Below are 21,942 nucleotides of genomic sequence, written 5' to 3'. Positions count from 1 at the left end.
ACTTGACCGGGCCCGTTCTTGCTGTCGCGAGGTACGGTCGGTCTGTGTATGCCGAACGTCCCGCTCCTGCGGGTCTGGCCTGCCTTTGGACGCGCACGGTGTCATCGCCGACCGTGCAGCGCGTAGTGCCGGACGGTTGCACGGACCTGATATGGACCCCTGCGTCCGGCACGTTGTTCGTGGCCGGTCCGGACACTTCGGCTCAGCTCGCCACGGTCGCTCCCGGCACGTTGTACGGGGTGCGGTTGCCACCCGGAGCGTTCCCGTCGGTGTTCGGTGCGCCCGCGCACGCCGTCCGGGATCTGCGGGTGCCGCTGTCCGAACTGGTTCCCTCGGCCCGGCTCGACTCCTTCTCCGACATGGTGTCGTTCTGCGCTTCGCGGGTGGTCGTCGATCCGGCTCTGGCCGCAACCGCGTCGTTGCTGCGGTCCGGTGACGTCGGTGCGGTCGCGTGGGAGATCGGGCTGAGCTCACGTCAGCTGCGGCGGCGGTGCCTGGACGCGTTCGGCTATCCGCCCAAGGTGCTGCAACGGGTGCTGCGGTTCGACACGGCGCTGCGGCTGGCATGGAACGGTGTGCCGTTCTCAGCCGTGGCATTTGAGGCGGGTTACGCGGACCAGGCGCACCTGGCCCGCGAAGTGCGTGCGCTGGCCGGCGTGCCCCTGGGTCAGCTGATCCGGCCGTAGCGGCGCAGCGTCAGCAGTGCGTCGACCGTGGCGATGGAACGCCATTCGAAGTCGACGATCGGGGTGAAGGCGGGGAAACCGACGGTCCAGCCGCCGTCGTCCTGCTGGCCGTTCTGGAGTTCGTCGAGGTCCTTGCCGAACTCGTCGTCGGTGAACCACGCGCGGGCGAGGCTGGTGGGCTTCTGCGCGTACATGTGCAGGTCCAGGCCTTCGCCCTCGGCATACCCCTCGGTGCTCGGCTTGAGGTGCCTGAGCCTCTCGGCGGCCAGCTCGGCCCGAGCCCGGTCCGGCACCTCGTCCAGGAACATCACCGCTGCCCGCAGCTCGTACGGGTGGGTGTTCTCCAGCTTCTCGATCTCCCGCCAGCAGTACTCCATGGCCCTGTCGAGCCACGGGTCCGTTGCCCCGAGTGCGAGGAGGGCGGCGGCGATCTGGGCGGTCAGGAGGAGTCCGCCCTGGTCGTCGGCGGCGACCCACGGCGCCTTGGGGTGGTCCTTCGAGGTGGACATGCCGAACGGGACACTCCCGTCGGGGCAGGTGCCGGCCAGCCAGGCCAGGATCGATTCAGCTTGTTCGGGGGCGTTGACCTCGCCGAACATCTGGAGCGCGCGCAGGGCGTGCAGCGGCTGACTGGTGGGCCCGCGGTGGTCAGGCTCGAGGCCGTGCCCGTAACCACCGTCGTCGTTGCGGTAGGCCAGCACCGCCTGGACCACGTGCTCGGCCCTTCCGCCGTCGAAGGCGTGCTCGAACCAGCGCTGTTCCAGCGTGCGGGCGTTGTGCCAGAGGAAGGTCCTCGCTTGCTCGATCATGCCCCGAACCTATGCCGGTCAGGGTGCGGGGTCTTGAACGAATCGGCCATGTGACCTGATCAGCTGATTCGATCCGCTCCAACGGGAACCGGTCCTATGCGAAAATCCTCTGACAGGGGTGTGGAGTTCTGAGGGGAGCTGGCCAGGATGCTGATGTTCGACGCACTCGTACCCGTGAAGGCTGCCGGAGCCGCCGGCAAGGGTGTCGGCGCAGCCGCGGGTGCCGCGCCCGGCGCAGGCGCTGGCGGAGTCGCGAAGTTCAGCGTCGACCCGGACCAGGCGCAGAAGATGATCGACGGCCTCAAAGAGGCTCTCAGGAAGCTGCTGGAGCTGCGGAGGTCCAGCGAGAAGCTCAAGCTCTCCGGCGCCCCTGGCCCCGATCCCTTCAGCGGATACGCGACTCTCGCCATGCGCAAGACCGCAGGCGCTGAGCCTGGCGGCTACCAGTGGGCGAACGATCAGGCCGTGAGGGCGCTGGAACAGACCATCAAGAACATCGAGAAGGCCCTCGCCGAGTACCGGGCCACCGACGAAGCGGCACAGACCGCGATGAAGGGCTGACACGATCTTGAAGCGCATGACCGTTCTGCTCAGCACTGCGCTCGTTTCCGTTGCGCTGGCCGGATGCACGGGCAATCAAACCGGCGGAAGCCCGACCACGGCTTCTCCGACCGGTAACGGACAGACGAGCAGCCAGCCCACCAGCGACGGTTCCGACACAGGCCTCAGCATCGCCAAGTTCGTCAGCGACCCATGCAGCATCCTGACCGCCAGTCAGATCGCGACACTCGGTTCGGTGCGAGCGCCCCAGGCCGGCACCGCCGAACTCGGCCCCAACTGCGTCTGGAACGGCCAGGATGTCATCAAGAACTCCACTTACGACATCTCGGTGACCAAGGACAAGAACTTCGAGGCCCAGGTCGAGAACGTCAAGAACAACGGGGTCTTCGTCGACAAGAAGCTCGACGGCGTCCGGGTCATCTCCACCGACCAGACCGATGGATCGATCAGCTGCCTGACCTCGATTCAGGTCTCCAAGACCGATTCAGTCACAGTGCAGATCTCCAGTGCCACAGACGAGCGCGCGACGAAGAAGCCCTGCCCGGAGGCCGAGCGGGTCGCACAACTGATCATCACAAACCTGAAGGGGTAGCGAGATGGCTGGGGTTGAGCCGAACATCACTGGTTTCGCCATTCTGCCCTTCGCGGGTGGTGAAACGATCTACAAGTGGTTCGAGAACGGCAAGGGACCGGGCCAGAGCACCTCGCTCATGTCAGATGGCTGGCGGGATCTCTCAAGCGGCCACGGAGACGTTGCACAGCTGATCGAGAAGGCCGTGCGCGACTCCGGTGCCTCCTGGGAAGGCTCCGCGGGCGACGCGGCTCGTGGCGGCACTTCACCACTCGCAACGTGGGCCACGGTCACGGGCGATTCAGCTACTCAGGCGGGTACGACCGCCGACACCGTCGGCGATGCGTACGTCAACGCCAAGAACTCGATGTCCAAGCCGCCGACCGTGCCGGACAAGCCGTTCCTGAACGACCTTCGTCCGTGGGACACGGACTACGACAAGGCACTCGAGCAGAACCAGCAGGTAAGCGAGCAGAACGTCCGGGCGTTCAACCAGTACGCGGGCGCCGTCAACGCGAGCATGAGCAACCAGCCGACGTTCATCGCGCCGACCGCCAACGACGGGAGCGTCCAAGAGGGACCGCCCGACGGCAAGTACAAGATCGACGAGGTCGGCCCCAACAGCAAGAACCCGCCGCCGATCGGCAGCAACCCTCCGCCCGGCAGTGGCGACCGCAACGGTGGCCAGGACGGCACGGACCTGTCCGGCTGGAAGCCGCCGGGCACCGGCGGCGGCGATGACACCGGCAAGGCCGGCGTCGACGACTCCAAGTTCACTCCTCCGCCCATCGACGACAGCGGGCGCCGCCCGCCGCCCAACATCGGCGTTCCGACCTTGCCACCGGACAATGTGTACAACCCGAACGACCCGCGCAGGCCTGGCGGTCCGCTCGACCCCAACAACCCGCGCAGGCCCGGCGGTCCGCTCGACCCCAACAACCCGCGCAACCGTCCCGGCGGACCCAACGGTCCCGGTGGTGGTCCCGGTGGTGGCGCCGGCGGCGGTCGTGGTGGCGGTGGCGGTGGTGGCCTCGGCGGCGCCGCGGCAGCCAAGGGCATGGGTGGACCTGGCGGTATGGGTGGCGGCTTCGGTGGCGCGGCCGGTGTCGCCGGTGACGGTCGTGGTGGCGCTGGTGGCTTCGGGCCGTCCGGTGCCGGTGCCGCGGGTGCTGCCGGTCGTGGTGGTGCGGCCGGCATGGGCGCCGGAGGTATGGGCGCCGGTGGCGGTCGTGGTGAAGGCTCGGAGGATGCGGAGCACAAGTCCGCTTCGTATCTGCAGGAGACCGAAGACATCTTCGGCGATGGAACGATGGTCGCTCCGCCGGTCATCGGCGGATAAGGGGGAAACGTGCTGCGGAGCAGGGTCGCCATCCCTGTCACGGCGCTCTACCAGGCGTGGCAGGCCGCGGGCCTGCCGACGATGCACCGTGCGCTGCTCGCTCAGGTCGACTTCGACGAGGAACTCCTCGAGTCGGGCGACGTGAGTGAGCTCGAACGGTTGCAGCGGTCGGCGTGGGCGCAGCTCGAGCAGTACGGGCTCGCGCGCGGCGGTCAGATCCACCCGGATCTGACGAACGCGCTGCGGCTCGTGGTCGAGGCCGGCGTGGAGTACTGGGCGTTCTTCAGCCTGAAGGACGGCCCGCAGCAGAGCGTGCTGGTCGTGTCGAACGGCCAGGACGCGCTGCGGATCCTGCTCACGCCGGACCAGCAGTTCGTACTCGAACCGGTGCGGGCGGACGAGGCGCCGCAGGCGTTGGTCGGCGCCCTGCCGCCCACGCCGGCGGGCAGGGGCAACCCGATCACGCTGTCCGAGGAGGCGCTGCAGCAGAAGCGGCAGCCGTCCTACGAGGACACCGGCTCGTTCATGCAGCAGAGCCGGCCGACGAGCACGCCGAACGACCAGCTCGTCGCGCAGCTCAACGAGATCATGAGCCAGCCGCGTACCGGCGGCGGTCAGGTCTTCTCGGCCAAGCGGGACCACCTGGGCCGCAAGCAGCGTTGCGTCAACCCGCTGACGTACATCGACACGCCGAGCGGGCGGTACCTCGCGGCCAAGAGCGACGGCTGGCTGCGGGTGCAGCCGGCCGACTTCGGCACGTTGACGCGGATGACCGCGACGATGCCGTAAAGACTGTCAGGAGAACCGCAGCGCGTCCGGCCCCAGGTCGGCCGGGCTGCGGTGACCCGACAGCCCGAGCGTCAGGTCGAAGTCCGCGAGCAGGCTGCGCAACACGTGCCGCACGCCGACCTGGCCGCCGTGCGCCAGCCCGTACACGAAGGGCCGCCCGACCATCACGGCCTTCGCCCCCAGCGCCAGCGCCTTCACGATGTCGGCGCCGGTACGGATGCCGGAGTCGAACAGCACGTCGACCTGCTCCCCCACCGCCTCGACGATGGACGGCAGCGCGTCCAGCGACCCGACGGCACCGTCGACCTGACGCCCGCCGTGGTTCGAGACGACGACACCGTCCATTCCGTACTCGACGGCCTTGCGCGCGTCCTCGGGGTGCTGGATTCCTTTCAGGACGATCGGGCCGTCCCAGTGCTCGCGCAGGAACGCCAGCTGGTCCCACGACTTGTCAGTGCCGGTGAACAGCTGCACCCACCGCAGGATCGCCATCGGCAGGTCCTCCTCGGGCGACTTCTGCAGCCCGGCGCGGAAAACCGGGTCGCTGAACGGAATCGCCGTGCCGACCGCGCGCAGGAACGGCAGGTAGGCCTGATCAAGGTCGTGCGGCCGCCACGCCAGCGTCCACGTGTCCAAGGTGACGACCAGCGCCGTGTAACCGGCTTTGCGCGCACGATCCAGCAACGACGCACACACGTCGGGGTCGTTCGGCCAGTAGAGCTGGTACCAGCGCGGCCCGTCGCCGGACGCTTCGGCGACCTCCTCGATGGTGTGTGAGGAGGCGGTGGACAACACCATCGGCACCCCGAGCTCGGCGGCGGCCCGCGCGGTCGCCAGCTCGCCGTCCGGGTGCAGGATCGACTGCACGCCAACGGGTGCGAACATCACCGGCGCCGGCAGCTCCGTGCCGAGGACCGAAACACCCAGATGCCGTTCGGTCGCGTTGGTCAGCATGCGCGGCACGATCCGCACCCGGTCGAACGCCTCACGATTCGCCCGCACGGTGGCGCCCGAACCCGCGCCTCCCGCCACGTACCAGAACGGGCCCGGTCCCAGCCTGTCGCGCGCGGACTGCTCCAGCGCGTCGGGATCGGTGGTGAACGGTGGCACGACGCCACCGAGCCCCTGCAGGTAGATCTCGTTCTGGTACGCGGCGAAGGAGGTCATGCCGCCTACTTTGCTACGAAGCGAGCTGCACTAGGAAGAACTCGTTGCCGAAAGGATCGTTGAACGCTAGGCGCGTGCCCCCACCGGACGCTTCTTCGCAACCGCTCGCCTGGGCCAGCGCGACTCCAGCCAGATCGCGATCGGAGCGGCGGTGACCACTGTGGACGCCGTGCCGGCGACGAGGCCGATCAGCAGCGCGATCGCGAAGTTGGCCAGGGAGCCGTCGCCGAGCACCAGCAACGCCGACAGGACGAAGAGCACGCCGAGGCCGGTGTTCACGGTGCGCGGCACGGTTTGGACGACCGCGTCCGACACCACGTCCGGGTACGAGGCTTTCAAGCGGGACCCTCGCAGTTCGCGGAGACGGTCGAAGACGACGACCGAGTCGTTGACCGAGTAGCCGATCACGGTCAGCAGGGCCGCCAGGAACACGCCGTCGGCCGTCTTGCCCATCCACGCGAACACGCCGACGAGCACGAGGACGTCGCTGAGCAGCGCGGCGACCGTGGCGACGCCGAGACGCCAGTCGAAACGCACGGCCAGGTATCCCAGCTGGGCGGTTACGGCGATGGCGAGACCGATGATGGCGTTGCGGCGCAGTTCGGAGGACAGCGACGGGCCGATGAGCTCGTTGCTGGACTGGCGGGCGCCGCCGTCGACGGCGGAGGAGACGACCTCGCCCAGGCGTGCTGAGGTGGCGTCGTCGATCGGGGCGGTGCGCAGGGAGACCTCGTTGCCCGACGACGAGACCACGACGTCGGAGAAGCCCGCGTCGGCCAGAGCGGTGCGCACCCGGCCGGAGTCCACGGTGCCGCCCGCGGTGAAGTCGAGCATGCGTCCGCCGGTGAACTCGACGCCCAGGTTCAGGCCCCGTGCGAAGAGACCTGCGATGGCCACGAGCACCACGGCGCCGGCGCTGATCAGCCACAGCGACGGGCGGCGGTACAGCACGACGGACAGGCGCTGACGGACGAAACCGAGCGTGTGCAGACCGCTCAGCCGAGGCCGCTTGGTGACGAAACGGGTGCCGAGCGCCCACACCACGAGCACGCGCGAGAGCACCAAGGCGCTGAACATCGACGCCAGCACACCGATGGTCAGGGTGACGCCGAAGCCGCGGACCGGGCCCGTGGCCAGCCAGAACAACAGACCGGCTGCCAGCAGCGTCGTCACGTTCGAGTCGGCGATCGCACTCAGGGCGCCGCGGAAACCGTTCTCCGAGGCGCGGCGGAGATTGGGTTTCCTGGCGTACTCCTCGCGCGCCCGTTCGAAGATCAGGACGTTCGCGTCGACCGCCATGCCGATCGCCAGCACGAAGCCGGCCAGGCCCGGCAAGGTCAGCGTCGCCCCCACCGCCAGCAGCCCGGCGTACGCGACGCCCGCGTAGCCGGCCAGCGCGACCACGGCCAGGAATCCGGCGAGCCGGTAGGCGAACATCAGGAACAGCGAGGTCAGGGCGATGCCGATGATCGCGGCCTTGGCGCTGGCCTCGATGGCCTCGGCGCCCAGGGTCGCGCCGACGGTGCGCTGTTCGATCACCTCGACCGGCACCGGCAGCGCGCCGGAACGGATGACGAGGGCGAGCTCCTTGGCCTCCGGCTGGGAGAAACGGCCGGTGATCGTGGTCGAGCCACCCGCCTGACCTGCGCCGCAGGGCGTGTCGAGGCTGACCTCGGGGGACGAGATCGGCTTGCCGTCCAGCACGAACGCGATCTGCCGGCCTGGGCTGCCGGACGGCTCGCAGGCCGCCTCGCCGGTCACCTTCTGCCACTTCGCCGGGGCGTCGCCCTGGAACTGGATGTTGACCACGAAACCCGCGCCCTGCGAGTTGCGCGTGGACTGCGCGTCGGAGATGCCCTCGCCGGTCATGACGGTCTGGCCGTTGCGCTGCACGGTGAGTTGCGCGGTCTGGCCGAGAACCTTCACGGCCTCCTGCGGGTCCTGGACGCCGGGCAGTTCGATGACGATGCGGTTCTCGCCGGAGCGGGCGATCACGGGTTCGGCGACGCCCAAAGCGTCCACGCGGCGCCGCAACACCTCCATCGAACGGTCGGCGGCATCGGCATCGCCCTTGGCTTCCAGGACGATCTGGGTTCCGCCCCGGAGATCGAGGCCGAGACGGGGATCCGTGGTGAGCAGCAGAAAAGCGGATGCGACGAGGACCCCGAGCGCTATGAGTGCGCGCACGAGGAGCCCTCGTCGCGCGTTGTCGCGCGACATGGGTGGGTAGACCTTCCGGAGTGGGTTGCTGGAAAAGGGATTCAGCGACCGGAAGGCGGTGAACGAGCGGGCTGCGGCGTCCAGCGGAGGCCCTCGGGCGTGCGGTGCACGCGCCGGGCGAAGGAGACGACGAACCGCATCGGCATCGCGGGTTTCGCGACCGGCGGCACGTCGGAGGCCACCTGGGCCTGCGGGACCTGGGCGGCGTTGGGGTTGTGCGGCTTGGGCGCGGTGACCGGCAGGTTCGCGACGTCGTGGCCGTGCTGGATGACGGAGCCGGACGTGACGGACTCGGCGGGCGCGGCGACGATGAACAGCTGTCCGAGGAACAGCAGGAACGCGAGCGCGACCGCGTTACGACGCATCACCGCTTCCTGCCTCCACCGACGTAGACGAGCGCTCCCCCCACGACAGCGCACAACCAGGAAAGCACAAGTGGCTGCATCGTCGTAGCCCCGAAGAACAAAGCGACGGTCCAGCCGAGCAGGACCAGGGCCGAAACGGCGAGCAGGGACACCGTCACTGCGAGCTTGCGCAGGCTGAAGAGCAGCGTGAACGGCCGCAGCCGCAGCGCCACGACCAGGCAGCACAGCACCAGCGCGCCGGTGAAGAAGCCCAGGTAGGGCGTCGGGCGGGGCATGCCGGCGACCAACGCCAGTAAACCGCCGCCGATCAGCAGCAACGAGAGCGTGCGCAGCGAACGCCACACCTGCACCTTGTTCAACTGCAGCGGCGCGGGCTTGGCGGAACGCCGCCGTCGCACGGTCGCGAGGTTCGCCTTGGAGTCCGCGTCGGACGGATCGAGCTTGATCGCCGAGCGGTACGCGTGCTCGGCGGTGCCCCAGTCGCGCATCCGCAGGGCCGCGTCGCCGAGCACCTGGAACGCCCGCGCCTCGGTCGGCGCCAGCTGGGAGGCGTGCAGGGCCAAGTCGAACGCCTCGACGGCACCGTCCGGGGCGTCGGCCAGGACCTCGGCGAGCACGACGTAGCAACGCCAGTCGCCGGGCTTGCGCCGCACGGACTCGCGCGCCGCGACCGCCGCCTCCTGGTGCCGGCCGAGGTCGCTCAGCGCCAGGGCCGCCAGTCGCTGGGGCCAGGCGGGCTCGCCTTCGAGGACCATCGCGCGCTTGGCCGAGTCGAGGGCCTGGTCCGCCTCACCGAGGTCGAGGTGGGCGGCGGCGAGCCGGCACCACGCCTCGGCGTGCCGAGGGTTCGCCGCCACGAGGGGCCGCAACAGGTCGATTGCCTGCCGCGGCTTCCCCGAGGCGGTGAGGTCGGCGGCTCGTAAGAGCACCGCTGTCATCGGCTCGGACACGCCGCACAGTGTGACAAAGCGCCTCCGGGCCCCGAACGGGTGACCTCAGCGAGCCGTCCCGAACCAGCGGGCCAACTCGCCCTCCAGGCCTGCCTGGTCCTCGCCGACCCACGCCACGTGCCCGTCCGGACGCAGCAACACCGCGGGCGCGTCCAGGTCCTCGGTGACGTCGACGACGTGGTCGATCCGGTCCTCCCAGCCCGCGGCCGACAACGTTCCGGCCTGGTCGAGCAGGATCCCGCGACCGGCGTGCATCTGGTCGTAGAGCCCGCCGCGCTTGAGCGCGAGGTCGCCGATCCGCCGTCCCACCAGGTCGTTCTCCGAGCCGAGGTCGTACCGGACCGAGACCGCGATGATCTTCTCGATCAGGTACCGGTTGACCTCCTCGAACTGCACGAGCTCGGTGAGCAGCCGCCGCACCGCCTGCGGCCCTGGCTCGACCTTCATCAGCTCGATCTGCGCGCGGGTGTTGTTGAGTACCTCCTCGGCCACCGGGTGCCGTTCGGCCTCATAGGTGTCCAGCAACCCCTCCGGAGCCCACCCGTGCACCGCCGCGGCGAGCTTCCAGCCCAGGTTGAACGCGTCCTGCACGCCGAGGTTGAGCCCCTGGCCGCCGGTCGGCGGGTGGACGTGCGCCGCGTCGCCCGCGAGGAACACGCGGCCGGACCGGTAGCGCTCGGCCTGCCGGGTGGCGTCGCCGAAGCGGGACATCCAGCGCGGCGAGTGCACGCCGAAGTCGGTCCCGGCGATCTTGAGGAGCTGCTCCTTGAAGTCGTCCAAAGACGGCATGACCGCCCGGTCCTCGTTCACGCCCTCCGCGGGCACGATGACGCGGTACGTCGCGGTGCCACCGATCGGGCCGATGCCGAAGCGCTTCTGCGTCTTGCGGACCTCCAGCATCAGCGGCAGCGCGTCCTCCCACGGGATGCCGATCTCCATCTCGCCCAGCAGCGTCTCCACCCGCGACGGCTCGCCGGGGAAGTCGATGCCGGCCAGCTTGCGCACGGTGCTGCGCCCTCCGTCGCACCCGACCAGGTACTGGGCCCGCAACGACGTGCCGTCCGCCAGGTCGACGGTCACGCCGTCATCGTCCTGCGCGAAGGCGGTCACCGTGCTGCCGCGCCGGATCTCGGCGCCTGCCTCGACGGCGTGTCCGGTGAGCAGGCGCTCGATGTGCGGCTGCGGCAGGCCGAGGACGACCGGGTACTTCGTGTCGAGCCGTTCCGGCGCGGGCTTGTCGATGCCCGCGAAGAACCCGGCGAGCGGGTGCGTCGTGCCCGCCTCCAGGAACCGGCCGGCGATGCCGCGCTGGTCCAGGACCTCGATGCTGCGGGCGTGCAGGCCGAGCGCCCGGACGACCTCGGTCGGCTCGATGTCCCGTTCCAGCACGACCACGCCCAGGCCGTGCAGCCGCAGTTCTCCAGCCAGCATCATGCCGGTCGGTCCACCGCCGGCGATGATGACGTCGATCATGGAGTTTTCCCCATTTCCCCAGGTAGATGACGTTGGCTGGGAAATGATGGAGCACACCCGGGGTCTTGTGGCAAGGCCCCGGGTGCGCTATATGTTGAAGTGGGAGGAGAGCAGCGCTCTCCTCTTCTTGCGTTTTCGAGGGTCAGCGAAGAAGCCCTGCCTCGTTCAGGCGGGCGAAGATGATCCGGTCGACCGGCGAGATCCGGTCCGCGTCGGCGGTGGTGAGCCAGGCGAGTTCCTCGATCTCGGCCGATGCCACCGGTTCCCCGTCGAACGACGCGGTGTAGCAGGTCATCCGCACGGTCACCCCCGACGTGTGGCCGTGCGCCTGCGCTTCGAACGTCCCCGCGTGCTCCGCCGACGCGGCGTCGATCTCGACGGACAGCTCCTCGCGGATCTCGCGCACGAGCGTCTCGACGTCGGACTCTCCCGGCTCGCGCTTGCCGCCGGGCAGGTAGTACGTGTCCTTGCCTGCCGACCGGGTGCCCAGCACGCGGCCGTCCTTGAGATAGAGCCAAGCCACCTTGTCGATCACGCGACCGACATTAGGCGCCGGCTAGTTCCTTGACCACGCGGTGCGCGTCGGCCAGCGACTCCACGGCGAGCTCGCGGAACTGGTGCATCTGCGGCACCACGTCCGCCAGCGTCAGTTCGGCGTGCACGAACTCCAGGTTCTGGTCGAGACCGACCATCGACAGCACCGCACGCAGGTACGGCTCCTGGAAGTCGAAACTCTCGCGCGGCGTGCCCGGCTTGTACGAACCGCCGCGCGCCGTCACCACTACGACGCGCTTGCCGCCCCACGCGAACGTGCCGTCCTCACGGGCGAAGTGCTCGGAGGTCGCGACCTGGTCGATCCACGCCTTCAGCGTCGACGGGATCGAGAAGTTGTACATCGGCGCGCCGATGAGGATCACGTCGGCGGCGTCGACCTCGGCGATCAGGTCGGCGGAGATGCCCTGGTCGGTGCCGTCCTTGTGCGGGATCGGCGAGGCGTGCAGGTCGCGGTGGACGTAGCCGCCGCCGGGGTTCGCGGCACGCCAGTTCTCGGCGAACGCACCCGAGATCTCGCGGGTGACGGAACCCTCGTACCGAATGCTCGTGTCGAGGTGCAGCAGATTGGTCATGCTCGGAACATACGACTGAAGAACTTCCGAGTCAATATGTTCTTAGTCAAGAACATCTCTTCCGGGAGGTAGGATGGAACACATGGAGGAGCAGCCAGAACTCGTCGAAGCCTGCTTGCAGAAGTGGGACATCAACTGGTTGCTGCACCGTGCCGCCCAGCGCGTCGGCGCCGCGTTCGCCGAGGAGATCACGAAGTTCGGGGTGTCGCTGCGCGGTCAGCTCGTGCTGCAGGCGCTCGCCACCGAGGAGGCCCAGCGCACCCAGCTCAAGCTCGGCGCGATGCTCGGCCTCGACAAGACCACGCTGACCAGCGAGCTCGACAAGCTGGAGCGGGCGGGCCTGGTCATGCGCGTCCCCGATCCGAACGACCGGCGCGTGCGCACGCCGATGATCACCGACAAGGGCCTCGAGTTGCAGAAGAAGGCGGGTGACGCGCTCGCCGAGGTCGAACGCGCCTTCCACTCCCGCTTCACGCCCCAGGAGATGGCGATCCTCCGCAAAGCCCTGCAGGACCTCTCGCTCGGCGATGGCCCGATACACGGCTCCTGCATCTAGGCAAGATCTGCCAGGTCCGCTTCGCGCAACTGCTCCGCCGTCACCGTCGCCTGGGCGTCCACCAGCGCCTTCAACGCCGTGCCGTGGTCCCAGACGTTGACGTTCATCGCCGCCCGCAGCCGTCCGTCACGCAGCCAGAACGCGATGAACTCCCGCGACGCGACGTCGCCGCGCACGACCAGCTCGTCGTCCGGACCGGCGAGGCCGCGGTACTCCATGCCCAGGTCGTACTGGTCGGTGAAGAAGTACGGCGACTTCAGGTACGGCTCGTCCAGCCCGATCAGCGACCCCGCCACGTGCGTGCCCTGGTCCTTCGCGTTCGCCCAGTGCTCGACGCGGACGCGGTGGCCGTAGCGCGGGTGGTCCTGCGCCGCGACGTCGCCGGCCGCGAACACGTCGGGGGCGGACGTGCGCAACGTGGCGTCGACCGCGATGCCACCGTCGGTCAGCTCCAGACCTGCGGCTTCGGCCAGCTCAAGTCGTGGCGTCGCTCCCACCGCCAGCACCGTGACGTCCGGGATCAGTTCGGTGCCGTCGTCCAGCCGCACACCGGACGGTGAGAAGCTCGCGACGCCGGTGCCCAGCTTGAACTCCACGCCGTGCTCCTCGTGCAGGCCGCGGAACATCGCGCCCATCTCGGCACCCAGCACGCGCACCAGCGGTTCGGCCAGCGGGTCGGCCACCGTGACGCGGCAGCCGTGCGCGCGGGCGGCGGACGCCACCTCGCAACCGATCCAGCCCGCGCCGACGATCACGACGTGCCTGCCCTCGCGCAACGCCGGCTTCAGCGCCAGCGAATCGTCCAGCGTGCGCAGCACATGTCCTTGGGCGCCAGGCAGAACGCGCGGCCGCGAGCCGGTCGCGAGCAGGAGCCGGTCGTAGGGGCGCACTGCTCCATCCGAGTCGACGATCGTGTGGTCGCCGGGCCGCAGCTCCAGCACGGACACTCCGAGCTGGAGGTCGATCTCGTTGTCGGAGTAGAAGCCCGGCTCGTGCACCCACGCGGGTTCCGCGGCCTTGCCGAGCAGCAGGTCCTTGGACAGCGCGGGAAGTTCGTACGGGCGGTGGAGCTCGGTGCCGAACATGGTGATCCTGCCGCCGTAGCCGCGGTCTCGGAGCGCTCCCGCCGCGGAGGCACCGGCGAGGCCGGTACCGACGATCACAATGCGTTGCGGTTCCGCCATTTTCACCCCTCCAGGTGACCTGGTCTCGTCCCACATGCGACGCTATCCGCAGCTCGGCACGGTCGCCGGACGGAGTACGCCGAGCTCCGTCATGACCGGCGGTGACGCGCGTCTCCCTGACGCGAGCGCCGGAACACCGGGCCGGCGCGCCGAGCGAGCTGGAGGAAGAAACCCGTGGGAGCCAAAGAGGAGTGGCAGGTGAGCTGCCGCGACATCGCTTCGCGCCGACGGGACATGACGGTGTTCGTCAGCCAGGGGCACATAGTGATCACCGTGCCGCCGGGAGAGGCCGCCGTGCTGACGCCACTGGAGGTGGGCCGTCTGCGGGCGGCGTTGCGCGACGCCGTCGTGAGCGCGTCCGACACTGACATGTGACCGCCGTCACAGCGTTACCTACTCGCTAGTAGATAGCTGGCAAAGTAGGTCGCATGGTGACCCGCGTGCTGCTGACCCTGGTCAAAGCCGGAGTGATCCGGCCGTTGGGCCCGCGAGGGCTCGCCGGCACCGTGCGCGGGTATCTGCACTGGAACATCACGCTCGCGTGGGGTTACCAGACCGGCGCGGGACGGCACCCGGACCGCGCGGCGATCATCGACGACGACGGCGTGCTCACGTACGCGGAAGTGAACGAGCGCACGAGCAGGCTCGCGCATGCCTTCCGCCCAGGGGAACGCGTCGGCCTGCTGTGCCGCAACGGCCGCGCCTTCATCGAGACGATGACCGCGTGCACGAAGATCGGCGCGGACGCCGTGCTGCTCAACACCGGCCTGAGCAAGGGACAACTGGCCGAGGTCGCCCAGGACCAGAAGATCGACAGGATCGTCGCCGACCGCGAGTTCGCCGAGGTCCTGCCGGACCTCCCGGCGTTCTTCACCGACGAGCTCGAGTCGCTGATCGCCAACGGGCCCACGAGGTCACTCCCCCGCAGGCCCCCGCGCGGCCGGCTGATCATCCTCACCTCCGGCACCACCGGCACGCCGAAGGGCGCCCGCAGGCCGGAGCCCGCGAGCCTCGCGCCCGCCGCCGCGCTGCTGTCCCGGATCCCGCTCCGGCACGGCGACGTCATCTCCATCACCTCCCCGCTCTTCCACGCCTGGGGCCTCGCCGCGTTCCAGCTCGGGCTCGTGCTCGGCGCCACCCTCGTGCTGCGCCGCAGGTTCGACCCGGCGCAGGCGCTGAAGGACGCCGACAGGTGCACCGCGATGTTCGTGGTTCCGGTGATGCTGCAACGCATGCTGGAGGTGGAGCACCGGCCGAAGCTGCGGATCATCGCGTCCAGCGGCTCCGCCCTGCCACCGAAGGTCGCCGCCCGCACGCTGTCGGAGTTCGGCCCGGTGCTCTACAACCTCTACGGCTCAACGGAAGTGAGCTGGGCGAGCATCGCCACGCCCGAGGAGATGCTGCGCGAGCCGGGCACGGCCGGAAAACCACCACTCGGCACCAGACTGGCCATTGTGGACGATCAGGGCAAACCCGTGGCACCGGGCGAGACCGGACGGATCTTCGTCGGCAACGAAATGCTGTTCGACGGCTACACCAACGGCACCAGCAAGGAGTCGCTGAACGGCCTGATGTCGACCGGCGATCTCGGCTACCTCAAGGACGGCTTGCTGTTCGTGGCCGGCCGCGACGACGAAATGATCGTCTCAGGTGGCGAGAACGTGTACCCGCACGACGTCGAGGACCTCCTCTCGACGCTGGACGGCGTCACGGAGGTGGCGGTGCTCGGCGTGCCGGACGACGAGTGGGGCCAGCGCCTCGCCGCGTTCGTCGTCGGCGCCGAAACCCTGACGGCCGAACAAGTACGTGAACATGTGAAGGCGAATCTGGCGCGGTACTCGGTTCCCCGGGATGTTTTCTTCGTCAACGAGTTGCCGCGCAACGCAGCCGGAAAAGTGTTGAAACGTCAGTTGCGCGAACAGCACTAGTGGTGTGGCCCGAAATTTGCCGGGCTGTTTCGCGGTCAGACGGGTGGATCGTGGTGCCGCCCCCACGTCCTCATACTGGACGTATGGGGGCGTGGGGGCGGCACCGCGAGCCGCCCTGCTGACCGCGAAACAGCCCGCCAAGATTTTGGGCCACACCACTAGGCTCAGCCTCCGAATGAGGGGGCTCGACCATGACGGTTCCCGGCAGGACCGCGGATCCGCGATCCAACGCCGTGCACAACCTGCGCGAGGCACGGATCGCGCTGGACGAGGGCAGGCCAGGCGAGGCCCTGGAGTACGCGGAGAAGGCCGTGGCCGCGTACTCGTGGCTGGACGACGCGGAGGGCGTGGCCGAAGGCGTCCTGGCGCAGTCGGTGGCGCTGGGCAAGCGGGGACTGTGGCCCAGCGCGCTCGACACGATCGACAAGGTGCAGGCGATCGCGGCGGCGAACCGCCACATCGGACTCCAGGCGCGGTGCAGTTTTTCCCGTGCCGTGGTGGAACTGCGGCTGGACTCGCGGGAGCGGAGCTTCAACTCCTTCGCTCGCGCGCTGGGCCTCGCGGAGCTCACCGGCGACAACGAGCTGATCGGCTCGGTGCTGTTCGAACAGGCACGGGTGATGCGCATGCAGTACCACGAGCACTGCATGATCCGCACCGAGGAGAACCGCTGCAGCCTCGACGGGGAGCCGTGCGTGCGCAAGCTCCGCCGCGCGGAAGCGTTGTGCGCTCAGGTGCGCGACCGCTGGAAGACCCTCGGCGACCCGGTGCGGATGGCGATGGTCAACGTCCTGCTGACACACGTGCGCATCGATCTGGGTGAACTTGACCGCGCACACCGCAGCTGGCAGCGCGCTGACCAGTTGCTTGCCGGAAGGAACCGCCCGGTGGCGCGGGCGGAGGCGCTGATGGCTCGGGCTCGGCTCAGCGGTGCGCGGGCGCGCTACCCCGAGCAGATCGCCCAGCTCTCCCAGGCCGCGGAACTCGCGATGAGCTGTCTGGCACGGGAGGTGGCGGTGCATGCGCACCAGCAGCTGAGCGAGGCGCACGAACGAACCGGGGATCTTGAACGGGCCTTGCGCCACGCGCGGATGCAACTTGAGCAGTACCGCCTGTGGGAGCTGCAGGAGGGCCGCGATCTGCTTCGGATGCGCGAGCACGACCTGTCGTCACGGCTCGTGGAACAGTTGGCGCACAAGCGTTTCGAACCCAAGCGGGAGAACGCGGTGGTGCGCGTGCCGAAGGCCGGCGAACTGCACGAGACCGGCACCGCGGAACACACGAACGCCCGGATCGCGCGCGCACTGCGAGCAGGACTCACCAAACGCGGCATCGAGGTGCTGCGGCTCGTGGCCGCCGGGGCGACCACGGCGATGATCGCGGAGTCACTCGGCCTGTCCCCCAAGACCGTGCAGAACCACCTCCAGCGCATCTACACGACCCTTGACGTCAACGGCCGCGCTGGAGCCATCGTCTGGTGGATGAACTTGACCGCCGACCAGTAATGCATTGTCAAGTTATTGACAACTGGTCCGAGCGGACAGGGTGACCATCGCCCGTTCGGCCGCTTGTCGTGGACGAGGAACTGCCGGTTCCCGGGTGTTCTACCCACACTCGCGCGGTTGAATTGGGTGATGTGATCGGTAACTGGTCTGTGTCATGCTCCGTTAACAACGTGTCCGGTTGCTGAGCGAGGGGCGGTCATGGGGAGGCAACGCCGCCGAGTGGTCGCGTTAGTGCTTTCGGAGCGCGATACGTGCCACGTCCCGCCACAGCAACGGGTCGACGCCCTCGGGGTTGATGTGCTCCAACAACGCGGCCAGCGCCGTGCGCGCGTCGCCGGCGCCGTCCGGATCGACCTCGTCCGCCGCCCGCACGAGCAGCAGGTGGCATCGCAACTGCTGCTCGGCGTCGAGCTGTCCGGTGGCGAGCGCGACCTCCGCCAGTTCCCGGGCCCGGTCGACCTCTCCGTCGCGCAACGCCAGCTCCGCCCGCAACGCACGGGCGTGCGCGAGCAGACCGTCCTGCCGGCGCATCGCGGCGACCGTCGTCTCCACCTCGTCCAGCAACGCGACCACCTCGTCGAGGTTCGCGCCCGGCGTGCGCAACGCGATGGACGCCCCGGCCAGGCGGACCCGGCAGCGGTACTCGGGATCGCCGTCGAAGTCGTCCAGCAGCGCGACGGCCTCGCGGATGCAGTGCGCGGCCTCCATCCGGTCCCCCAGGCGATCCGCGACCTTGGCGCGCACCCACCACGTGGAGATCGCGAGCCGGTCGCGGCCGAGTTCGGGCAGCCGCACGGAAAGCTGGTCCACGATCTGTTCGGCATCGGCCAGGCGTCCGGCCACGGTGAGCTCCGCGCACAACGCGATCAGAGCGCGCGTGTGCACGCGGCGCACCCGTTCGCCGTCACCGCTCGCCAGCTCGACGGCCTCGGTCGCGGCCCGCACGGATTCGGCCGTCCGGGCGAGGCGCCGCAACGAGGATGCGCGCAGGATCTCCACGAGCGCGTCCACCGCCGGACCGGGAGACCACGACTTGCGCAGCTTCGCCGCCGCCAGCAGCAGACCCTCGTGGTCGCGCTGCCGCGCGAGCATCACCAGGCGCGTCCAGCGCACGCACCAGCCGAACATCTCCTCGTCCGTCCGCTTTCCCAGGGTTTCCAGCAGATCGACGGCCAGCACCAGGTCTCCGTCGTGGTAGGCCAGCAGCGCCTCGCACCATGCCAGCGCCTCGTCCTGCATGGCGGTGCGGTCCTCGTCGACCACCAGCTCGGACGGGTCGACGCCGAGCACCTCGGCGAGCCTGCGGACGACCGTGGGCGACGGAACGCGTTCACCGGACTCGAGCCGGGACACGTAGCTCATGGAGACACCGGGGCACGCGAGGTCCTTTTGCGACAAACCGCGTTGCAGCCGGACCGCCCGCAACCGCGCACCGAACCTCGTCAAAGACTTCCTGCCCTCATCCACGGCCGCCACCTAACGAAGGAGCCCCTCAATGAAGTTGAACACTATCGCTCGAACCGTCGCGGCCGTGATCCTCAGTTTGGGGGCGCTGCTGGTGATGCCGGGCGCGGCCTCGGCTGACGCCCGCGACGCCGGGTTCACCCCGCCGTACTGCTCGCAGCCCTGATCGACTCGCCCTGCCCGAGGTGGTCTTGCCTCCCTCGCAAGCAAGACCACCCCGGCCACCGACGCACCAATTGACGCACCTGGCCACACCACCAGGTACGGGTGAGGCACCCTTGTGGGGTGACTCTGCAACTGCGCACGCCTCGTCACCAGGTGAGCCCGAAGTCCGTCCTGCTGTGGACGATGCAGGCCGCCCTCTTCTGGCTCGTGCTCTTCGTGCCCCAGCTGGTCGTGTTCCTGCTGGTGGACGAGCCGCCGACGTGGGAGCTCGTGCTCCTGATCGCCACGCTGGTCGTCGGGATCGTGCACACCGCGGTCGAACCGAGCTGGCGCTACCGCGTCCACCGCTGGGAGACCACGCCGGACGCCGTCTACACCCTCTCCGGCTGGCTGAACCAGGAGTGGAGAGTCGCGCCGGTGTCGCGGATCCAGACGATCGACACGAAACGCGGGCCGTTCCAGCAGATGCTCGGCCTGTCCACGGTCACGGTGACGACGGCGTCGGCCGCCGGTCCGGTGGAGATCGAGGGCCTGGAGCACGAGGTAGCGCAGAGGCTCGTGGTGGAACTGACCAACACCACCCAGGCCACCCCCGGTGATGCCACGTGAGCACTCCTTCGGAGGTGCCGGCCGGGCTTCCCGCCGCACCGGAGTTCGTCGAGCCGCTGCAGGAGTGGCACCGCCTGCACGTGCGGATGCTGGTCGTGCGGCCGCTCAACGAGGGCATCGCGATGCTGGTGCCGATCCTGGTGCTGCTGTTCACCGGCAACGGCGAGAAGTGGCGGCTCTTCGCCAGCGGCGCGACGGTCGCGGCGATCCTCGCGTTCAGCTATCTCATCTGGCGCACCACGAGGTACCGCATCACCGACGACCAGGTCGAGCTGCACACGGGACTGCTGACCCGCAAGCAGCTCGCGGTGCCGCGTGATCGCATCAGGACGGTCGACCTCACCTCCAAGCCGGGCCACCGGATCTTCGGGCTCTCGGCGGTGCGGATCGGCACGGGCCAGCAGGACGTCCCCGGCACGGACGGCCTGACGCTCGACGCGGTGACGAAGCAGGAGGCCGAACGGCTGCGGTTGTTGTTGCTGCAGAAGGGAGTCACGCCCAAGGCGGCTGCCGAGGGCGAGCACGCGGAGCCGGTTCCGGTGCCCGAGTCCGAGGTCATCTCGCAGCTCGACCTGAAGTGGCTGAAGTTCGCGCCGCTGTCGTTGTCCGGTCTCGTCGCGATCGGCGCCGTGTTCGGTGTGCTGTCCAACTACGCCGACGACCTGGGCCTGCACCCGGTGCAGGACCTGTGGGAGTGGCTGTTCGGGAACCCGAGTCTCGCGCTCTTCGCCGGGTTCCTGATCGTGCTGGCCGTGGTCGGGCTGGTCCTGTCGATCCCGCTCTACATCCTGCAGTTCTGGAACTACCGGCTGACCCGCGAGCCGGACGGAACCCTGCGCGTGCAACGGGGTCTGCTCACCACCCGGTCGGTCTCGGTGGAGGAGCAACGCCTGCGCGGCGTCGACATCCAGGAACCGCTGCTGGTGCGTGCCGGCAAGGGCGCGAAGCTCGCCGCGGTGACCACGGGCCTGGGCTCGAAGGGCGAGAGCAACCTGCTGCTGCCGCCCGCGCCGTTGTCGGTGGCGCACCAGGTGTCGCGGGACGTGCTGAAGGTCGGCAGCGACCCGACGACGCTCCGGCTCCGCAAGCACCCGTTCGCGGCGTTGCGCCGCAGCGTCTTCCGGCATGTGATGCCGTGGGCCGTGATCGCGGCAGGCCTCGCGATCTGGGCGCCGTCGTGGGCGTGGCCCATCCCGGTGGCGATCATCCCGTTCGCCGCGCTGGTCGGCTGGGACAACTACCGGTCGCTCGGCAACGCCCTGGACGAGCGCTATCTGGTGACGCGCAACAACTCCCTCGTGCGCAGCACCGTCGCGTTGCAGCGCACCGGCATCATCGGCTGGCGCATCGAGCGGTCGTTCTTCCAGCGCCGCAGCGGTTTGATGACGATCGGCGCGACCACGGCGGCGGGTGCGGGCATCTACCACGTGACGGACGTCGGCGAGTCTCACGGGCTGGCACTGGCCGACGAGGCCGTGCCGGACCTGTTGCGCCCGTTCCTGGTCGACTCCACTGTGGATGGTCAGGCCGAGCGGAACGCCTGACGGTAGGCACTCGGCGAGATCCCGACCGAGGCGGCCAGCTGCTGCCGCAGAGCCGCGCCGGTGCCGAAACCGGCGTGGTTCGCGACCTGGTCGATCGGCAGGTCGGTGGACTCCAGCAGGTGCCGGGCGCGGTCGACGCGCTGCTGCGTCAGCCACTGTCCCGGTGACATGCCGGTCTCCGCGCGGAACCGGCGGGTGAACGTCCGCACGCTCATCCGCACCTGCGCGGCCATCGCGGCGAGGTCGAGCGGCTCTTGGAGCCGCTCCAACGCCCATTCGCGGGCGAGCGCGGTCGAGGTGTCCGGGTAGTCCGGCACCGGCCGGTCGACGAACTGGGACTGCCCGCCCTGCCGCCACGCCGGGACGACGCAGTAGCGGGCGACCCAGTTCGCCACCTCGCTGCCATGGTCGGACCTGATGACGTGCAGGCACAGGTCGATGCCCGCCGCGACGCCCGCGGACGTCAGCACGTCGCCGTCGTCGACGAACAGTACGTCCGGGTTGAGGCGCACCTTCGGGTACAGCGCGCTGAACTGGTCGGTGGTCTTCCAGTGCGTGGTCGCGGGCCGGCCGTCGAGCAGCCCGGCGGCGGCGAGCACGAACGCGCCGGTACAGATCGACATGATCCGTGGAGCGTTCGTCGTCGTGAGCGCCTCCAGGACCGCGGGTTCGAGCCGGCCCTCGCGCGCCGGTTGGTAGTGGGTGCCCGGCACGAGCACTGTGTCCGCATCCTTCAGCACCTCCAGGCCGTGGTCGGGCGCGATGGTGAAGCCGCCGGTGGTCGGGATCGGGCGGCGGTCCGGCGAGCAGACGACGACCTCGTACCTGTCTTCGAGCCGCCCGAACATGTGCGTCGAGCTGCCGATGTCGAACGCGACGGACTTCTCGAGCGCGAGAACGGCGATCCGGTGCATGGCCTGATTCTTTCAC

23 protein-coding genes are annotated in these 21,942 nt (G+C 69.3%); 12 read left to right on the top strand and 11 right to left on the bottom strand.

The annotated features are described in order from the left end of the window. The first annotated feature begins 44 nt into the window (after positions 1–44). Positions 45–686: a DUF6597 domain-containing transcriptional factor gene (locus IG04_RS0135840; RefSeq protein WP_030481182.1), complete on the top strand. Its 642-nt coding sequence runs from the start codon at positions 45–47 to the stop codon at positions 684–686. Here IG04_RS0135840 and IG04_RS0135835 read toward each other — a convergent pair. Next, positions 668–1,495: a hypothetical protein gene (locus tag IG04_RS0135835; RefSeq protein WP_030481181.1), complete on the bottom strand. Its 828-nt coding sequence runs from the start codon at positions 1,493–1,495 to the stop codon at positions 668–670. The two genes, IG04_RS0135840 and IG04_RS0135835, sit on opposite strands and share 19 nt — an antisense overlap. 147 nt (positions 1,496–1,642) lie before the next feature. On the opposite strand from IG04_RS0135835, the gene IG04_RS0135830 reads away from it, so the two are divergent. The 4 genes from IG04_RS0135830 to IG04_RS0135815 are packed head-to-tail and all read left to right on the top strand — an operon-like array spanning position 1,643 to position 4,755. After that, positions 1,643–2,056 carry a hypothetical protein gene (locus IG04_RS0135830; RefSeq protein ID WP_030481180.1) on the top strand — a complete coding sequence of 138 codons (414 nt, stop codon included), beginning with the start codon at positions 1,643–1,645 and terminating at the stop codon, positions 2,054–2,056. A gap of 16 nt (positions 2,057–2,072) precedes the next feature. Continuing rightward, complete coding sequence (locus IG04_RS0135825; RefSeq protein WP_030481179.1) at positions 2,073–2,648, top strand: DUF3558 domain-containing protein; 576 nt, start codon at positions 2,073–2,075, stop codon at positions 2,646–2,648. Positions 2,649–2,652: 4 nt separating this feature from the next. After that, entirely contained in the window at positions 2,653–3,966 is a 1,314-nt protein-coding gene (locus tag IG04_RS0135820) for a PPE domain-containing protein (protein ID WP_030481178.1), read from the top strand. A 9-nt stretch (positions 3,967–3,975) separates the two neighbouring features. Next, entirely contained in the window at positions 3,976–4,755 is a 780-nt protein-coding gene (locus tag IG04_RS0135815; protein WP_030481177.1) for an ESX secretion-associated protein EspG, read from the top strand. 6 nt (positions 4,756–4,761) lie between these two features. On the opposite strand, the gene IG04_RS0135810 is transcribed toward IG04_RS0135815, so the two are convergent. From IG04_RS0135810 to IG04_RS0135780, 7 genes are all read right to left on the bottom strand, one after another. Further along, positions 4,762–5,922 carry a lactate 2-monooxygenase gene (locus IG04_RS0135810; protein ID WP_030481176.1) on the bottom strand — a complete coding sequence of 387 codons (1,161 nt, stop codon included), beginning with the start codon at positions 5,920–5,922 and terminating at the stop codon, positions 4,762–4,764. 66 nt (positions 5,923–5,988) lie between these two features. After that, the gene (secD, locus tag IG04_RS0135805) at positions 5,989–8,142 is read right to left on the bottom strand and encodes a protein translocase subunit SecD (RefSeq protein ID WP_051771372.1); all 2,154 of its coding nucleotides are present in this window, start codon (positions 8,140–8,142) and stop codon (positions 5,989–5,991) included. Positions 8,143–8,183: 41 nt separating this feature from the next. After that, positions 8,184–8,507 (bottom strand): hypothetical protein, encoded by a 324-nt coding sequence (locus tag IG04_RS0135800; protein ID WP_030481174.1) that lies wholly within the window; start codon positions 8,505–8,507, stop codon positions 8,184–8,186. Continuing rightward, positions 8,507–9,457: a tetratricopeptide repeat protein gene (locus IG04_RS0135795; RefSeq protein ID WP_030481173.1), complete on the bottom strand. Its 951-nt coding sequence runs from the start codon at positions 9,455–9,457 to the stop codon at positions 8,507–8,509. Before IG04_RS0135795 ends, IG04_RS0135800 begins: the two co-directional genes overlap by 1 nt. Before the next feature lie 45 nt (positions 9,458–9,502). Further along, entirely contained in the window at positions 9,503–10,930 is a 1,428-nt protein-coding gene (gene rox, locus IG04_RS0135790) for a rifampin monooxygenase (protein WP_030481172.1), read from the bottom strand. A 142-nt stretch (positions 10,931–11,072) separates the two neighbouring features. Beyond that, positions 11,073–11,465, bottom strand: coding sequence for an NUDIX hydrolase (locus IG04_RS0135785; protein ID WP_030481171.1), 393 nt, complete (start codon positions 11,463–11,465; stop codon positions 11,073–11,075). Between the two features lie 10 nt (positions 11,466–11,475). Continuing rightward, positions 11,476–12,057, bottom strand: coding sequence for an FMN-dependent NADH-azoreductase (locus IG04_RS0135780; protein ID WP_030481170.1), 582 nt, complete (start codon positions 12,055–12,057; stop codon positions 11,476–11,478). Positions 12,058–12,139: 82 nt separating this feature from the next. On the opposite strand from IG04_RS0135780, the gene IG04_RS0135775 reads away from it, so the two are divergent. Further along, positions 12,140–12,613, top strand: a complete 474-nt coding sequence (locus IG04_RS0135775; RefSeq protein ID WP_169746027.1) for a MarR family winged helix-turn-helix transcriptional regulator — start codon at positions 12,140–12,142, stop codon at positions 12,611–12,613. Here the strand turns inward: IG04_RS0135775 and IG04_RS0135770 are convergent. Then, positions 12,610–13,797, bottom strand: a complete 1,188-nt coding sequence (locus IG04_RS0135770) for an NAD(P)/FAD-dependent oxidoreductase (protein WP_030481168.1) — start codon at positions 13,795–13,797, stop codon at positions 12,610–12,612. The two genes, IG04_RS0135775 and IG04_RS0135770, sit on opposite strands and share 4 nt — an antisense overlap. A gap of 174 nt (positions 13,798–13,971) precedes the next feature. On the opposite strand from IG04_RS0135770, the gene IG04_RS0135765 reads away from it, so the two are divergent. The 3 genes from IG04_RS0135765 (at position 13,972) to IG04_RS47815 (ending at position 17,230) form a co-directional block, all read left to right on the top strand. Then, entirely contained in the window at positions 13,972–14,172 is a 201-nt protein-coding gene (locus IG04_RS0135765; protein WP_030481167.1) for a hypothetical protein, read from the top strand. A gap of 53 nt (positions 14,173–14,225) precedes the next feature. After that, on the top strand, positions 14,226–15,725 hold the full coding sequence (locus IG04_RS0135760) for an AMP-binding protein (protein ID WP_036016590.1): 1,500 nt from the start codon (positions 14,226–14,228) through the stop codon (positions 15,723–15,725). A gap of 191 nt (positions 15,726–15,916) precedes the next feature. After that, the gene (locus IG04_RS47815; protein ID WP_051771370.1) at positions 15,917–17,230 is read left to right on the top strand and encodes a response regulator transcription factor; all 1,314 of its coding nucleotides are present in this window, start codon (positions 15,917–15,919) and stop codon (positions 17,228–17,230) included. Positions 17,231–17,458: 228 nt separating this feature from the next. On the opposite strand, the gene IG04_RS44535 is transcribed toward IG04_RS47815, so the two are convergent. Next, positions 17,459–18,697 (bottom strand): helix-turn-helix domain-containing protein, encoded by a 1,239-nt coding sequence (locus IG04_RS44535; protein WP_159460497.1) that lies wholly within the window; start codon positions 18,695–18,697, stop codon positions 17,459–17,461. A 28-nt stretch (positions 18,698–18,725) separates the two neighbouring features. Here IG04_RS44535 and IG04_RS48755 point away from each other — a divergent pair, with 28 nt between their 5' ends. The 3 genes from IG04_RS48755 to IG04_RS0135735 all read left to right on the top strand — a co-directional run bounded on the left by IG04_RS48755 (position 18,726) and on the right by IG04_RS0135735 (position 21,012). Continuing rightward, positions 18,726–18,860 (top strand): hypothetical protein, encoded by a 135-nt coding sequence (locus IG04_RS48755; protein ID WP_276326733.1) that lies wholly within the window; start codon positions 18,726–18,728, stop codon positions 18,858–18,860. A 125-nt stretch (positions 18,861–18,985) separates the two neighbouring features. Continuing rightward, a complete protein-coding gene (locus IG04_RS0135740) occupies positions 18,986–19,468 on the top strand; it encodes a PH domain-containing protein (RefSeq protein ID WP_245816513.1) in 483 nt (160 codons plus the stop codon). Beyond that, a complete protein-coding gene (locus tag IG04_RS0135735; RefSeq protein ID WP_051771366.1) occupies positions 19,465–21,012 on the top strand; it encodes a PH domain-containing protein in 1,548 nt (515 codons plus the stop codon). The genes IG04_RS0135740 and IG04_RS0135735 overlap by 4 nt, the downstream gene beginning before the upstream one ends. Here the strand turns inward: IG04_RS0135735 and IG04_RS0135730 are convergent. Then, positions 20,991–21,926, bottom strand: a complete 936-nt coding sequence (locus IG04_RS0135730) for a GlxA family transcriptional regulator (protein ID WP_030481162.1) — start codon at positions 21,924–21,926, stop codon at positions 20,991–20,993. The two genes, IG04_RS0135735 and IG04_RS0135730, sit on opposite strands and share 22 nt — an antisense overlap. Between the last annotated feature and the right edge of the window lie 16 nt (positions 21,927–21,942).

The organism is Lentzea albidocapillata, from assembly GCF_000719115.1.
Taxonomy (GTDB): domain Bacteria; phylum Actinomycetota; class Actinomycetes; order Mycobacteriales; family Pseudonocardiaceae; genus Lentzea; species Lentzea albidocapillata.
This window is presented reverse-complemented; position numbering and strand designations above follow the sequence as displayed.

Coding starts and splice junctions, on each gene's coding strand:
- IG04_RS0135835 (WP_030481181.1), bottom strand. CDS start 1,495: ATGATCGAGCAAGCGAGGACCTTCCTCTGGCACAACGCCCGCACGCTG.
- IG04_RS0135830 (WP_030481180.1), top strand. CDS start 1,643: ATGCTGATGTTCGACGCACTCGTACCCGTGAAGGCTGCCGGAGCCGCC.
- IG04_RS0135825 (WP_030481179.1), top strand. CDS start 2,073: ATGACCGTTCTGCTCAGCACTGCGCTCGTTTCCGTTGCGCTGGCCGGA.
- IG04_RS0135820 (WP_030481178.1), top strand. CDS start 2,653: ATGGCTGGGGTTGAGCCGAACATCACTGGTTTCGCCATTCTGCCCTTC.
- IG04_RS0135810 (WP_030481176.1), bottom strand. CDS start 5,922: ATGACCTCCTTCGCCGCGTACCAGAACGAGATCTACCTGCAGGGGCTC.
- secD (WP_051771372.1), bottom strand. CDS start 8,142: ATGTCGCGCGACAACGCGCGACGAGGGCTCCTCGTGCGCGCACTCATA.
- IG04_RS0135800 (WP_030481174.1), bottom strand. CDS start 8,507: ATGCGTCGTAACGCGGTCGCGCTCGCGTTCCTGCTGTTCCTCGGACAG.
- rox (WP_030481172.1), bottom strand. CDS start 10,930: ATGATCGACGTCATCATCGCCGGCGGTGGACCGACCGGCATGATGCTG.
- IG04_RS0135780 (WP_030481170.1), bottom strand. CDS start 12,057: ATGACCAATCTGCTGCACCTCGACACGAGCATTCGGTACGAGGGTTCC.
- IG04_RS0135775 (WP_169746027.1), top strand. CDS start 12,140: ATGGAGGAGCAGCCAGAACTCGTCGAAGCCTGCTTGCAGAAGTGGGAC.
- IG04_RS0135770 (WP_030481168.1), bottom strand. CDS start 13,797: ATGGCGGAACCGCAACGCATTGTGATCGTCGGTACCGGCCTCGCCGGT.
- IG04_RS0135760 (WP_036016590.1), top strand. CDS start 14,226: ATGGTGACCCGCGTGCTGCTGACCCTGGTCAAAGCCGGAGTGATCCGG.
- IG04_RS47815 (WP_051771370.1), top strand. CDS start 15,917: ATGACGGTTCCCGGCAGGACCGCGGATCCGCGATCCAACGCCGTGCAC.
- IG04_RS48755 (WP_276326733.1), top strand. CDS start 18,726: ATGAAGTTGAACACTATCGCTCGAACCGTCGCGGCCGTGATCCTCAGT.
- IG04_RS0135730 (WP_030481162.1), bottom strand. CDS start 21,926: ATGCACCGGATCGCCGTTCTCGCGCTCGAGAAGTCCGTCGCGTTCGAC.